This window comes from Geomonas sp. RF6 (genome assembly GCF_021044625.1).
Taxonomy (GTDB): Bacteria; Desulfobacterota; Desulfuromonadia; order Geobacterales; family Geobacteraceae; genus RF6.
Genome location: NZ_CP087999.1, coordinates 3,094,208 through 3,108,004, shown reverse-complemented (window position 1 = coordinate 3,108,004; position 13,797 = coordinate 3,094,208). Strand labels below are relative to the sequence as shown.

At 57.9% G+C, this 13,797-nt stretch carries 14 protein-coding genes and 1 riboswitch; of the genes, 5 read left to right on the top strand and 9 right to left on the bottom strand.

The features are described from left to right. Positions 1-110: 110 nt before the first annotated feature. The 8 genes from rplI to LPW11_RS13355 form a co-directional block, all read right to left on the bottom strand. Entirely contained in the window at positions 111-554 is a 444-nt protein-coding gene (rplI, locus tag LPW11_RS13390; protein WP_230994376.1) for a 50S ribosomal protein L9, read from the bottom strand. Between the two features lie 22 nt (positions 555-576). Beyond that, a complete protein-coding gene (locus LPW11_RS13385) occupies positions 577-1,485 on the bottom strand; it encodes a YybS family protein (RefSeq protein ID WP_230994375.1) in 909 nt (302 codons plus the stop codon). A gap of 51 nt (positions 1,486-1,536) precedes the next feature. Then, positions 1,537-1,815 (bottom strand): 30S ribosomal protein S18, encoded by a 279-nt coding sequence (gene rpsR, locus LPW11_RS13380; RefSeq protein ID WP_230994374.1) that lies wholly within the window; start codon positions 1,813-1,815, stop codon positions 1,537-1,539. Between the two features lie 5 nt (positions 1,816-1,820). Further along, positions 1,821-2,219, bottom strand: a complete 399-nt coding sequence (rpsF, locus tag LPW11_RS13375) for a 30S ribosomal protein S6 (protein WP_230994373.1) — start codon at positions 2,217-2,219, stop codon at positions 1,821-1,823. A 167-nt stretch (positions 2,220-2,386) separates the two neighbouring features. Further along, positions 2,387-3,481: a redox-regulated ATPase YchF gene (gene ychF / locus LPW11_RS13370; RefSeq protein ID WP_230994372.1), complete on the bottom strand. Its 1,095-nt coding sequence runs from the start codon at positions 3,479-3,481 to the stop codon at positions 2,387-2,389. A gap of 176 nt (positions 3,482-3,657) precedes the next feature. Next, positions 3,658-4,233: an aminoacyl-tRNA hydrolase gene (pth, locus tag LPW11_RS13365; RefSeq protein ID WP_230994371.1), complete on the bottom strand. Its 576-nt coding sequence runs from the start codon at positions 4,231-4,233 to the stop codon at positions 3,658-3,660. A 12-nt stretch (positions 4,234-4,245) separates the two neighbouring features. Next, the gene (locus LPW11_RS13360) at positions 4,246-4,848 is read right to left on the bottom strand and encodes a 50S ribosomal protein L25 (RefSeq protein ID WP_230994370.1); all 603 of its coding nucleotides are present in this window, start codon (positions 4,846-4,848) and stop codon (positions 4,246-4,248) included. Between the two features lie 132 nt (positions 4,849-4,980). Next, a complete protein-coding gene (locus tag LPW11_RS13355; protein WP_230994369.1) occupies positions 4,981-5,931 on the bottom strand; it encodes a ribose-phosphate pyrophosphokinase in 951 nt (316 codons plus the stop codon). 672 nt (positions 5,932-6,603) lie between these two features. On the opposite strand from LPW11_RS13355, the gene LPW11_RS13350 reads away from it, so the two are divergent. Then, positions 6,604-7,254: a response regulator transcription factor gene (locus tag LPW11_RS13350; protein ID WP_230994368.1), complete on the top strand. Its 651-nt coding sequence runs from the start codon at positions 6,604-6,606 to the stop codon at positions 7,252-7,254. A 546-nt stretch (positions 7,255-7,800) separates the two neighbouring features. Then, a complete protein-coding gene (locus tag LPW11_RS13345; RefSeq protein ID WP_230994165.1) occupies positions 7,801-8,970 on the top strand; it encodes an IS4 family transposase in 1,170 nt (389 codons plus the stop codon). Between the two features lie 413 nt (positions 8,971-9,383). On the opposite strand, the gene LPW11_RS13340 is transcribed toward LPW11_RS13345, so the two are convergent. Then, on the bottom strand, positions 9,384-9,572 hold the full coding sequence (locus LPW11_RS13340; RefSeq protein WP_230994367.1) for a hypothetical protein: 189 nt from the start codon (positions 9,570-9,572) through the stop codon (positions 9,384-9,386). A 725-nt stretch (positions 9,573-10,297) separates the two neighbouring features. Between LPW11_RS13340 and LPW11_RS13335 the strand changes: the two genes are divergently transcribed. The 3 genes from LPW11_RS13335 (at position 10,298) to LPW11_RS13325 (ending at position 13,209) form a co-directional block, all read left to right on the top strand. Next, positions 10,298-11,677, top strand: coding sequence for a toll/interleukin-1 receptor domain-containing protein (locus tag LPW11_RS13335; protein ID WP_230994366.1), 1,380 nt, complete (start codon positions 10,298-10,300; stop codon positions 11,675-11,677). 33 nt (positions 11,678-11,710) lie between these two features. Further along, the gene (locus LPW11_RS13330; RefSeq protein ID WP_230994365.1) at positions 11,711-12,466 is read left to right on the top strand and encodes a CsgG/HfaB family protein; all 756 of its coding nucleotides are present in this window, start codon (positions 11,711-11,713) and stop codon (positions 12,464-12,466) included. Positions 12,467-12,582: 116 nt separating this feature from the next. Next, positions 12,583-12,658, top strand: a riboswitch (cyclic di-GMP riboswitch). 80 nt (positions 12,659-12,738) lie between these two features. Then, complete coding sequence (locus tag LPW11_RS13325; protein WP_230994364.1) at positions 12,739-13,209, top strand: bacteriohemerythrin; 471 nt, start codon at positions 12,739-12,741, stop codon at positions 13,207-13,209. Positions 13,210-13,797 lie beyond the last annotated feature (588 nt).

Here is a 13,797-nt window from a genome sequence, read left to right as displayed (position 1 = left end):
TTTCCAGCTTGAAGCGAGCACGGGTATCGGAGCATGTGCAGGCATAGAAAAAGGGCCGCCTCTTTCGAAAGAGGCGGCCCTTTTAAGTTGAAGCAGAGGAAAAACCTGGATTAAGCCTTGGCCACGGAAACCTTCAGGTTCGCGGAAACTTCCGGGTGGATCTTCACAACTGCGGTGAAGTCACCTACCTGCTTGATCGGCTCGTCGAGCACGATGCGCTTCCTGTCCACCTCGACGCCCTGAGCCTTCAGCTGCTCTGCGAGCTCGATGTTGGTCACCGCGCCGAAGAGCCTGCCATCCTCACCAGCCTGATGCGCCACGGAGATGGTGATCGCCTCGATCTTCGCTGCGAGCTGCTTCGCGCCTTCGAGAACGCGGTTCTTCTTGTACTCGAGGTGACGCTTCGCGTGAGCCAGTGCCTTCGCGTTCTTCTCGGTCGCCTCGATGGCGAAGCCCTTCGGAAGCAGGTAGTTCCTGGCGTACCCCGGAGCAACCTTCACGATGTCGCCGATGTGACCGAGATTCTCAACGTTTTCCTTCAGAATTACTTGCATGTCATGCCTCCTAGCCTGAGATTTACAGGTTTTCCTTGTTTTTGGGGGTCCTGAAGTCCCCCCAAAGGTCGAATACCCCCAGCGCCACTACGGCGAGGGCGAGAAATGGCTGCAGCACGATGATCAGGCATGCCATCAGCCTGATGAAGGTCGGTACTGCGAACCGGGTGAAATAATGGACGATGACCGCGAGCCCCTGCACCGCGTAAAGGGCGCAGAGTACGATCAGCACGTTCAGTGCGGCAAGATGTACCAGCGGCTGCGGGACCAGCGTTCCGAAGCCGGCGAGGATCAGGAGCCAGACCAGCGGCTCCGGATTACGGTACTTGCGAAACTCCCCCAGGTGCACCGGCCTCGGCAGACGCGTGACATACTTCGCTACCACCAGGAGATTCAGCGCAGCGAGTGCCCCGAGGGTGACGGTAAGGAGCGAGGGATAGATGTTCAGGATCACTCCCGCTGCCTGCTGAAGCGTCTGCTGCAGCGCGGTCAACTCTTCTCCCTTTATCCCCATCTGCTGGTACAGGAGAACGCTCTGCTTGATGCTCCCCTCGATCCCCTTCAGGACCTTCGCGTGCAGGTCCGTTCCGGTGAGCGCGCCGTACAGGAGCGCCGCCCCCAGGAGGGCGACGAGATCGATCGCCGCGGTGTACACTACGGAGCGGGCACCACCCTTGCCGCGGATCAGAAATTCCGGGAGTGCCAGGGTGATGATCCCGCCCTGCAGCAGGTAGATAGCCGCTGCGGCAACGTCGCCGGTGCCGGCCAAGAGCGCGGCGGTTATGGCCACCACGCTCGATCCCACGACTCTCCCGCTTTTCAGGGCAAAGTAGATGCCCGGGGCGGCGACAAAGATGCCGGGGATCATCCCCAAAAGCGGCACCGATACAAACACAAAAAAGAGCGCCACCGTAGCGGCGCTCCCTTTCATGACATCCAGTATCCGCCCTTGAGTCTGAGGGTTCAAGACTGAGCCCACGCTCTACGCGCTGGCGTGGCTCCCCGCGATGGGAAGCAGCGCGATGTTGCGCGCCCTCTTGATTGCCTCGGTGATCTCCCTCTGGTGCTTCGAGCAGTTGCCGGAGATGCGACGCGGAATGATCTTGCCGCGCTCGGAAACGAAGTAACGAAGCGTGCGGGGATCTTTGTAGTCGATGGAAACCTGCTTGTCTGCGCAGAAACGGCAGACTTTACGACGCTGGAACGGTCTTTTCTTCCTCGGGCCGCCGCTGCTAGTTCTCGGTGCTCTTTCTTCGCTCATCTTTACTATACCTCCGCCGTAGTAGTCGCTTCTGCCGGGGCCTCGGTAGCTGCTGCAGCCCCTTCCTCACCAGCCTCCTCGGCAGCCTTCACCGGGGCAGCCGCGGCAACAGCCGTGTCCTGCTCGAGCTTCACGCTCTGGTACCTGATGACCTTGTCATCGAGGCGCAGACGGCGCTCAAGCTCGGCGATGAGTGCGGAATCGCCGTCGAAGCGCAGGTAAAAGTAGCGACCGCGCGGGTTCTTGTTGATCGGGTAAGCCAGCTTCCTGGTGCCCCAGTCCTCAAGGCGCTTGAAATCGCCGTTCATGTTGGCGATTACGTCCTGAACCTTGGCGGAAAGAGCCTTGATCTCTTCTTCGCCTAAGTCCGGCTGGACGATGTAAATCGTCTCGTACATCCTCATAGTGTTGCCTCCTCACGGTTATTGAGCCCCGGTCCGACCCGGAGCAAGGAGATACGGCGCGCACGCCGCTCTTTGGAAACTGTACTCTTTACTATACTATCTTCTGCTTGGCAAGGAAAAACAGGATCCAGCGGCTGATTGACGTCCCCTGCCCCGCATTCCGTACCCTATACGTTGAATCTGAAGTGCATAACGTCGCCGTCGTTCACCACGTATTCTTTCCCCTCGAGACGCATGAGCCCTCTTTCCTTGGCGCCCGACTCACCGCCGGAGGCTATGAAGTCTTCGTAGGCGATGACTTCGGCACGGATGAACCCCTTCTCGAAATCGGAGTGGATGACACCGGCGGCGCCAGGAGCCTTCGTTCCCTTGGTGATGGTCCAGGCGCGCACTTCCTTCACACCGGCGGTGAAGTAGGTGATGAGGCCGAGAAGCTCGTAGCCGGAACGGATCAGCTGATCGAGACCGCTCTCGGGAAGCCCCATCTCCTCCAGAAATGCCTGCTTCTCCTCCCCTTCCAGCTCGGAGATTTCCGCCTCGATGCTGCCGCAGATCGTGACGACGCCATTTCCTTCCTTCGCGGCGAGCTGGCGCACTTCATCGACGTAGGGGTGTTTCCCCTCAAGATCATCCTCCGCCACGTTCGCCACGTACAGCACGGGCTTCGCGGTCATGAGGCACATCTCGCGGAGAGTCACGCGCTCATCCTCGTTCTCCGGGAGAGCCCGGGGAGAGAGGCCCTTTTCGAGGCTCGACTTCACCTTCAGGCAGAACTCGATATCTTCCTTCGCCTTCTTGTCGCCGCTGCGCGCCTGCTTCTCCATGCGCTGGATACGCTTTTCCACCGTCTCCAGATCGGCAAGGGAAAGCTCGGTCTGGATGACTTCAATGTCGCGCACCGGGGAGACGCTGCCGCTTACGTGCACCACGTTCTCGTTCTCGAAGCAGCGCACGACATGCAGGATGGCGTCCACGGAGCGGATGTGCCCGAGGAACTTGTTGCCGAGCCCCTCCCCCTGGCTCGCACCGGCAACGAGCCCCGCGATGTCGAGGAATTCCACCGTCGTCGGGAGAATCCGCTCCGGGTGCACGATCTCGGCGAGCTTGTCCAGGCGCGGGTCGGGCACGGAGACGATTCCCACGTTCGGGTCGATGGTGCAGAAGGGGTAGTTGGCAGACTCGGCGCCGGCGGAGGTAAGTGCGTTGAAGATGGTCGATTTCCCCACATTGGGGAGCCCTACGATACCGCAATTGAAGCCCATAAAGACTTTTCCTTTTTGTGCAGCAGATTTATGTTTTGTTCAGCAGAGCTCAGGCAGCAGCGGGAGCCGAGGACAGGCACCGACACCGACAAAGCCGGCACCCGCCCCTCCCCTTTCAAGGGGGAGGTCAGGAGGGGGATGGGGTTCGTCCCGACCCGCAGTGGAGGCAGACAAGGCTACCCCAGCTGTTTCCCGTTATAGAGGCTCATCGCCTTTTGCACCCCTTCGGTCACCAGGAGCTCCAGGGCGTCGATCGTGCCGTCGAGGACTGTGGTGAGCGAATCCATCTCGCTCTTCGCGAAGTTCTGGAGCACATAGCTCACCACCTCGCCGCGCTCCGGGCGGCCGATCCCCACACGCACCCTGAAGTACGCCGGGCTACCCAGCTCCTGCGCAAGGGAGCGCAGGCCGTTGTGGCCGCCATGGCCACCCCCTTCCTTCAGCTTGATGGTACCGAACGGGATATCGAGATCGTCGTGGATTACGATGAGATCGGAGAGGGAGAGCTTGTAGAAACGGAGCGCCTCCGCCACGGACCGGCCTGACAGATTCATGAAGGTCTGCGGCTTCAGGAGGTACACGCGGTTGCCGCGCCATTCCCCGTCCCCGACAAGCCCGGAGAAGGCTTTCCTGGTGATGGAGACGTTGATGAGGCGAGCCAGCCGGTCTAAAACCATGAAACCCGCGTTGTGGCGGGTCCATGTGTACTGGGGCCCGGGATTCCCGAGCCCCACGATGAGTTTTGCTGCCATGTATGATCCGTGTTATGCGGCAGGTGTCGCTTCCGGTGATTCAACTTCTTCCGCTGCTTTCCTGCCCAGAATGCTGACCACGGAGGCGCTGGGGTCATCAAGGATAACCACCCCCGACGGAGCGACCACATCCCCCACATGGAGGGAGTGCCCCAGGGCCACCTCAGTGATGTCGACGTCGATATGCTCGGGAATCTCGGCCGGCAGGCACTCGACCTCCAGCTCGTGCATGGAGAAGTCCACGAGCCCCCCTTCCTTTGCCCCGATTGCCGTGCCAACCAGGTTGACCGGCACCTTTACCTTCACCTTCTCCGCCATGTTGACCTTGTGCAGATCGACATGAAGGGGGATCCCCTTAAAGCGGTCACGAAGGATCTCACTTACGATGACCGGGGCGCCTTCCAGACCGGCCGCGCCTTTCAGGGAGAAGATGTGATTCGCTCCCCCCGCCTGGGCTATTGCCTGGGTCAACTCCTTCGTGTTCAGGGACACCGGTACCGACGTCATTCCCCTGCCAAACACAACTGCGGGAACCCTGCCGGCAGCCCTCAGCCGGCGACAGACACCCTTGCCCAATTCCTCCCTCAACTCCACTTGCAGTGCCAATTCACTCATACATCCTCCGATGTCCGACGAATTTGTACTTCTGCAGCATTGAAACGGGCAGGAGATCAGGAGGGGACTAACCCGGCTTCGTCTCTCCCGCCACGGCGGAAAACGAGGCTATGCGAAATCAGTATACAGTTTTTACACGAAAAGCGAGCTAACGGACTCGTCTTCGTGGATGCGGCGGATCGCCTCGGCAAGGAGATCGGCGACCGAGAGGACGCGCAGCTTCTCGGTGCTCGCCCCCTTCTCCCCGACGGGGACCGTGTCGGTGATTACCACCTTCTCGATAACGGAGGCGTTGATCCTGTCGATCGCCGGTCCGGAGAGGACGCCGTGGGTCGCGGCGGCGTAGATGTTGCTCGCACCGTGGTCCTTCAGCGCCTGGGCGGCCTGGGTCAGGGTACCTGCGGTGTCGATCATGTCGTCAAGGATGATGGCCGATTTCCCTTTCACGTCCCCGATGAGGTGCATGACTTCTGCGACATTAGGGCCGGTGCGGCGCTTGTCGATGACGGCGAGTGTGCAGCCGAGGCGCTTGGCGAAGGCCCTGGCGCGCTCGGTGCCCCCTGCATCCGGGGAAACCATGACAAGGTTCTCCAGCTCGTCGGCAAAGCGTGTCTTCAGGTGCGCGAGGAGAACCGGGGCGGCATAGAGGTTGTCCACCGGAATGTTGAAGAAGCCCTGGATCTGACCCGCATGGAGGTCGATGGTGACCACCCTGCTTGCACCGGCGGCGGTGAGGAGGTCGGCGACGAGCTTCGAGGTGATCGGGGTGCGCGGGGCGGCCTTTCTGTCCTGGCGGGCATAGCCGTAGTACGGGATGACCGCGGTGATGGTGGCGGCGGAGGCCCTCTTCAGGGCGTCCATCATGATGAGGAGCTCCATCAGGTGGTTGTTTGTGGGGGCGCAGGTCGACTGGACGATGTAGACGTCCCTGCCGCGCACATTCTCGCCGATCTCCACAGAGATCTCGCCGTCGGAGAAGGTCTTCACCTTTGCCTTGCCCAACGGTACCTTCAGACATTCACAGATCTTTTCCGCCAGAATAGGATTGGAGTTGCCGCTAAACACCCTGATCTTGTTTTCCATCACTTGCGCCGCCCTCTTAGCTTTTTGATGGGCTCCCCGGCTCAAGCCGGACCCTGGTAGACCATGTCTCAAAGGGGTAGTTAATACAATAGACACGCGGTGAAGTCAACGGAAAACAAGAGGATAGATCGCCGCTGCCCCCCCGTACGTCACGCAGTAAAGGGGATTTCTCCGGGGAACACGGCACGGACCGCCGCTGCAGAGAGTGTATGCACGGATACCTTCTCTCCTGCCTTTGGAGACGGAAGATCATGCATTGACAGAGCGGCAGCCGCATGCTCATTGGGGCGAGCAGCGTTTACGGTATCCAACGACGGTTTTAACGTTTACTTACTTCCTTATCCCTGCCTGTGTGGTAATAAAATTAACACTGTGTTAACTTTTCTTACTACTCCACTTCTTAATATCTTGTTATAACAATGCGGTCTTTATATTATTATTGACAATCACATTGACAACTCTATACTCGTGCTGTGTCATCCCAATACTTGGATATCCAGAAACTCAATGTCTCTTGAGCAGCTGAATGTACTGTACGACTCGCTGGAAGCTTATGCCGCTCCGGCATGAGCAAAGGCAATAGTGGCTCCCTTTCTTGTATTGATTCCACCCCGGAGGCCTCTCACCGTGCCTTGCCGTTGGATGCGGCTTCGCAAAGGAGTGCAGAACGATATGAGCATAAAGCTGCTGTTGGTTGACGATCACGCCGTGGTGCGGGAAGGGATCAAGTCCCTCGTCGAGGCCAGCGACGACATAGAGATCGTTGGAGAAGCAGGAAACGGCGAAGAAGCCATTTTGAAAGCCGCAGAGGCCAATCCCGACGTCGTCGTTATGGATGTGAACCTGCCGGAGATGAATGGCATAGCCGCCACGCAGCGCATACTCTCGCACTCCCCCTATACCAGCGTCCTCGTCCTTTCCACATCCCGCGACAAGGCGTGCGTCATGGCCGCGCTCAAAGCCGGAGCGATCGGCTTCCTCGGGAAGGACTGCCACCCGCGGGAACTCGTCGAGGGAATCCGCGCCGTCGCAGCGGGACGCTCCTATTTCTGCGGCCGCATCAAGGACCTTCTCCTCAAGGACTACACAAAAAGAATCTCCACCGACTCGCCCGACCCCGTACTCCCCCTTTCGGAGAGGGAGCAGGTAGTCCTGCAGCATATAGCCAGCGGCCGCAGCACGAAGGAAACCGCCTTCAGCCTCCATGTCTCGGTAAAGACGGTAGAGACCCACCGACGGCGCATCATGCAGAAACTCGGCGCCCACAACACTGCCGAACTCGTCCGCCACGCCATCCGCGAGGGGCTCGTCTCGACCTGGTGAAGCTGCAGTCCCCTGCCATCTTTCTCCCCCCGTACGTTTCCTGGGTTCATCCGGGAATTCCAGGGCACCTCGACTATCTCCACGAAGCGCTGGATGAGAAACTGGGGTTCCCCCTTTGCGAAGGTCCATCCGGGAGTTCCCGGGGAGCGTCGGTACATTGCCACGAAGCAATGCAGACGGCCTAACGTTCCCCCCTTTGCGAAGGGGGGGCAGGGGGGATTTGATCTTCAAGTCTCATCCAGAACCGCAGCCCGTTTAACAGTACATCTCGGTCCTCGAACCGCGCTGCTGCGGCACTCTAAAGATCAACGACATAGGCCCCACCAGATTTCTGGGAAAGTGGAATCAAGGAAAGTGCTTGAGATCACAGCAGTTGCGCACTTTGCAGGAGGGTCCCGGCCAAGTCAAATCCCCCCTGTCCCCAGCGTTGTCCGGTTAGGTTCTTGCTCTCTGAAATCTTTGATATTGCTGTACTTTTTGCTTGACATCTGTTGAAGGGTGGCGCGCGCCGCGTTCGTAACTACGTAATTCGGGAGTGGTTACGACATGCGTCCCTTCAGCAGACAAAAGCCTCAGAATCCTTATGAATTTAATAGACTTCTCGACCCAGTAAAGAGATCATGCACCCCTGTTTCTCCACTTACATCGAGAGGTTACCGACCGTTGCAACTGTCATTCGACGATCAGCTAAAGGCCCTTGTCTACTACCATCTCCAGGAATTCTCTTCTGGAAGAGAACTGATCCAGGCCCTGGAACAGGACAATTTCGCCAAGGAATGTGTTGCGCCACCTAAAGGCGTTAAAAAATCCGCCTTTTTTGAGGCTATCAACACACGTGGACTCGAACAACTCACTGAAATCTTTGGAGCACTGGCGAAAGAGGCTCGCAAAGTCATTCCCGCCCAACACGCAGAACTTGGCAACCTTGTTGGCATCGATGGATCTGTCATCGACGCTTTGATGTCCATGGATTGGGCGCAGTACTCAAGCACTCACAATAAAGCCAAAGCCCACGTAGGCCTTGATCTGAACCGTGGTGTGCCGACGAGTGTGGTCGTGACTGACGCTAACCAGGTGGAGCGGCAGTATGTAGACCGTATCCTCCAGCCTGGCGAAACTGCTGTCCTTGATCGAGGGTACCAATGCAACGCCGACTTCGATCAGTGGCAAGAAGACGGCAAACTCTTTATCTGCCGCATCCAGCAGAGAGCCAGAAAGAAGGTCGTCCGTCAAAATCCTCTTCCGCACAGTGACATCGTCTTTTATGACGCCATCGTTATTCTGGGCAAGAAGGGGCTCACTGAAGGGCAGAAAGAGCTCCGAGTAGTTGGCTATCGCGTTGACCGAAAGGAATACTGGGTTGCGACAAACCGCTATGACCTTACCGCTGAACAGGTGGCCGAAGCATACAAACTACGTTGGAACATAGAGACCTTCTTTGGCTGGTGGAAACGATACCTCAACGTCTACCACTTAATCGCCAGAAGCCAGTATGGCATGATGGTGCAGGTCCTCAGTGGACTTATCACTTACCTTCTCCTGGCCATTTACTGCCAAGAACAGCATAACGAGCGGGTGAGCATCAATCGTGTCAGAGAGCTAAGAAACAAAATCGCTAGTGAAGCTGCTGGAATGGCAGCTGAAGCCTCTAGACTGCGAAAAAATGAGGCCAAAAAAAACCGAAAAAAGCAGAAACGACGCAAAGCAAAAACCTAACCGGACAACGCTGCCCTGTCCCCCCTTGGCAAAGGGTCTTCCGGGAATTCTGGGGAACGCGCTACAAAGAATCCGGGTGACCCCACGCTGGAGCGTAGGCATCTTGCCTGCGATGGCGGCGCAGCCGCCACAGACCGCGCGGCTGGCGCGGCGGTACAGGCTGGGAAGCCTGTGCTCCAGCGCGGCGCCACTAGTATCCCCTCACGTCAACGGAAGCGCCCGGGCCGAATTCCCGGAATTCCCGGATGAACCTTCGCAAAGGGGGGGACGCGAGGCCTCGTGCGGCCCTTCATTGGAACATTCTGCGGCTTCCCCGCAATCCGCGATAAACCTTATCTTGTCACGCCACCGCAAAAAGAGAGGGCCCATCCTCTTTGGGACAGGCCCCCTCATGTGCTTGCGGTCGGATCCTGCTATACCGCTCTCAACCTTTTCGCCTTCACAAAATCGCCGCGCCGTATCTGATCGCGCAGTTCCATGTATTCACCGTGAATGGCCTCAGCTCGGTGCCGCCACTCAGCAGCCTCCTGCTGCGCCTTGTCTCGCTGTTCCGTAAGATCGCGTATCTGTTTCTGCTGACTCAGGACCAGTAGGTCTTCCATATCGACCTCCTGTACTCGCCCTCTTGCCGGGTCGGTCATGGTTGACGTTGCACCGAAAGTGATCCCTCCTGTGCTTAAAGATAAAGTTTACACCACTGCAAGCGACGTTAGCAGTGGGCAATCCAAACGGGATATGGTGCCCCCACACTCGAGCCAGCGGCTCCAATGTACTTCAATGTAGGCCGGGATAAGCCGCAGGCTTTCCCGGCAGCTCCGCCGGCCCCATGCATGCTGCAAACACACGATCCGCTCCCTTTGTCAGCCAATTCGGTGAAATAAAAACCACCTCAACTTTCCTCCAAAATTACGTTAATACAAAAAGTTATCAGGTGGGTGCCGATCAAAAATGAGGTACTATTTTAATGTAGAGGATGTAATTTTATCATCCGCCTGGCGGCGTCCGGATCCCTGACAGTGCCTCACCGGAGGACGTGAATGGCATGCAGCCTCTCATATCCCCGTGTCACACCCTCTGAAAGAAGGTGGTATTCACTCCACCGGCATGGGGACACCTCGTCCCGGCAAATCGATTCCCTTCCTACCCGCCCTCCTGAAGAAGCTCCCACAGCCGCGCGTTTCCGCACACCGAATACTCCGCCACTTCCCGCACGACCGGGAATTCTCCGATCAGCGTCACCATTCCGGAGGCGGTTCACCAGCCACTTTTGGCGACTGGGCTGACTCTCCCCCGGCGAGGGGGAGCGACATAGGCATAGGAGCACGCTATGGGTGGAATTTTTATAAGTTACCGGCGCGGCGACAGCGCTGGGTATGCCGGCCGACTCGCGGACCATCTGAGGGACCACTTCGGATGCGACCGGGTCTTCATGGACATCGACACGATAGAGATCGGCGAGGACTTCGTAGAGGCGCTCAATAAGGCGGTTAGTTCCTGCACGGTCCTCATCGCGGTCATCGGCCCGGCTTGGCTTGCGATGACCGATGCAGCGGGGCGGAGAAGGCTCGAAGAGCCGAACGATTACACGAGACTCGAAATCAGCGCGGCGCTCGAGCGGAAGATCAGGGTCGTTCCGGTCCTTGTGCAGGACGCAGTGATGCCGAAGGAAGATGATCTGCCAGACGGCCTGAAAACCCTCACCCGGCGCCAGGCCCTTCGGCTCAACAACGAAAGCTGGGACTACGATGTGAACAGGCTGTGCGAGGTGCTGGAAAGGGATCTGGGGATCGCCCCATCCCCCCTTGCCAGAAGACAGAGAAAGCCTGAACCGCGTCGGCCGCACCACGACGAGGGGACCAGGAGGGGGTATCTGATCGCCGGCACACTGCTCCTTGCGGCGATCGTCACCGCGGTCGTCCTGTACAGCGGGCAGATGGGGAGGAAAACTCAGCCGGAAGTAGCCACCGGCCCTACGAGTGCCGCTGGGGGGCCGACCGCGGAAGTGTCAGACAAGGTACCCGGGACAACGCCAGCGTCACAGAGTAAGAAAGAGGCGAAGAGGCCAAAGTCAGCGGCCAAAGGAAAGGAGGAGCCACAGCCGGCACCATCTGGGCAATCAGCCGCCGCAAAAGGGAGTGAGCCGGAAAAGGCTGCGACACCAGCAGCGGCTCCCGCTCCCGCACCGGCGGCACCGCAGCCGGCGGAGCAGAAGCCATCTGCCGGCGCCCCAGCGGCGAACGTCGCGCAAGCGCCCCCCACTCCGGCGAATCCCGAGCAGCCGACGGGCTCCACGAAACCCGCGGAAAAAGCAGACGAGAAGACAACGACGGCCATGGCTACGCCTCCAGCAAAGGCGCCCGAACCCGCGCCAGCAAAGCCGGCTTCTCCGCAGCTCTACACGATAAACACGACCCAGGACCGCAGCACCGTCATCCTCGTAGGCGCTGACGGAAAAGAGAAGGAGCACATCTCCCTCGACCCGGATCGCGTCCAGAAGGTGTACAAGGCCTCCGACGGCAAATGGGGAGTTGTCGTCTTCAAGGTGCGAAACGAGGACAAATACGGGGTGATCCCGATCGACCTGACGCACGGAAAGCGCCAGGAACCGGTGACCGTCCCATCCCTTCCAGAGGGAGTCACCTTCGGGAGCAACGAAGCCGTCATCAGCTTCGCCGCCGGAAAAAGTCAGCGGATCTCACTGCCATAGGTGGAGGGAACCACGCAACAGCGGAGGTGAAACATGAGCGCGAAAAGAGTTACAGGCACGGCTTTCAGGTCGCTAGCGGTGGTAGTCGGCATGGTGACACTCGTCGCCCTGGCCTATCCGGGGTCGGGCATGGCGTTTTCTTTTTCAAAAGCCGGTGACCAGGAAGAGTCCGCAGCATCGAAGCTCACAAAGCTGAAGATAAAACCGGGGCCTAAGATGACCGTCGCCATCTACGAGTTTCGCAGCGGCGTCCCCGACGTCTCCTCGCGTGCTGCGACAGACATGTTCGTCACCGCCCTTGTGAATTCCGGAGCTTTCGCGGTTGTGGAAAGGGAGCGGCTCGAAGCGGGAGTGGTGCGGGAAAAGGAACTGCAAAGTAGTGAAGAAGCCACCGGCAACGCCGGCACCAGCAAGCTGACGGGGGCGGATTACATCTGTGAAGGTGTCATTTCCGAATACAGCGGCAGTGAAGAACAGGGAGAAGTCGGCCTGTCGATGGGCGGAATGGAGACAAGTCGTTCCAAGGAAGCAAAGAGCATCGGCCTGGACGTGCGGATCATCAACGCGAGCACCGGAAAGATAATCGACTCCGTACCGGTGAGAAAGGAGATAAAGGCATCAGGAAGCAGCACATCGGGGATCGGCAACATGCTGAGGATGCTGACCGACAGCAACGTCGATGCCGACCTCACGTACAAGAAAGCCCAGAGTGAAGGCATAGACAGGGCCCTGCGGGAATGTATCGATGAGGCCGTGTACCAGCTGGTGAAACGGTACATGGCGGAGTGAAGGAGGGGGGCGTCAATGCCACAGGCTACCAGCAGTGAAAAATCACACAGTGATATTTAGCCTTGACAGAGACCACTACAGGAGTTAATTTACGGGCCATCCAGACACACATGATAAACCGACAATACTAAACCATCCGCAAGGATGGGACGGAAAGCCTAAGGGTCTCACTGAGACAGCCGGGTCGCCGAAATATCATACCTGATATTGGGCCCCGGCTTTTTTATTTTCCCGTGGCGCCGTGCACTGCTGATGTATTGTCGGAGAGTTATATGCCTGAATTCCAGTGGGACATGACCTATGTGCTGGGGATCGAAGAACTGGACGTACAGAACAAGCTGCTCAGAGACCTGGTGAAGAAGTATTTTGATGATTTCAAGAGAAGCGACATCACCGTGCCGTCACTCAAAAGCACCCTCCGTGTCCTCCTTGCTCATGTCGGATTCCAGTTTGACTTTGAAGAACTGTGCATGAAGCAGACTCAGTACGTCAACTCGGAGGAGCACAAGAAAGAGCACGAGCATTTCAGGACCATGGTGTATGAGTTACTGGGTCTCCCTGAGGAAAGAGTAAAGCAGGCTTTGGACCAAACGATGCGTCTGAACAACTGGGTTCAGTACCACATGCTGAAAAGTGATGCCAGGTTCGCCCAGTACATCCTTTCCTCCAACAGGCAATCCGACAGAATCTTCCAGTGCGACTCCACAGTACGGCAGCTGATCCAAAAGTATCTTCGGGAGTAAGCACTATTAATCATGGCGCAATCCCCAGTCTCCATGCGCGTAAATATTTTTACCGGGGGCACTACAGACCATTGCGTCTTCATGCCTGGCAATACCGGAGGGATGACCTCCCGGTAATGCTGCTGACCAGCTGTCATGAAATCATCGTTGACGTTGATATACAATCTATCTCCTTCGTTTCCGACGCACCGTTTTCAATCGAGCTCCAACAACACGCTCCTACAATATCATTCATCCTGTAACAAGCCCTGCCCTATCCGGAAGCTTCTTCTCTACCGGTTTCGACATCCGTTGCGATCGCTTTAACACCTGGTAACATCTCACGGATTTCCCACTCCTCGCCCTGCAACCCGGGAAGAAACCATGTCACAGTCACGTTACCCCTTCAATACGTTCTCCCTGCCGTGGGCCGTGCCTTCAACAACGCCAGGCCCTCTGGGAGTTAAGGTCATCTGCGGGGTCAGGCCTTGCATTTGGGGATTTGACAATGACGGAGAGGGGGCCGCCCTTTTGCATATCCCCTACTCTCATACCGTTGAGCTCCCATAGACACCCCCGGATACTCTTCCCACAATCATCTGCTGCGGC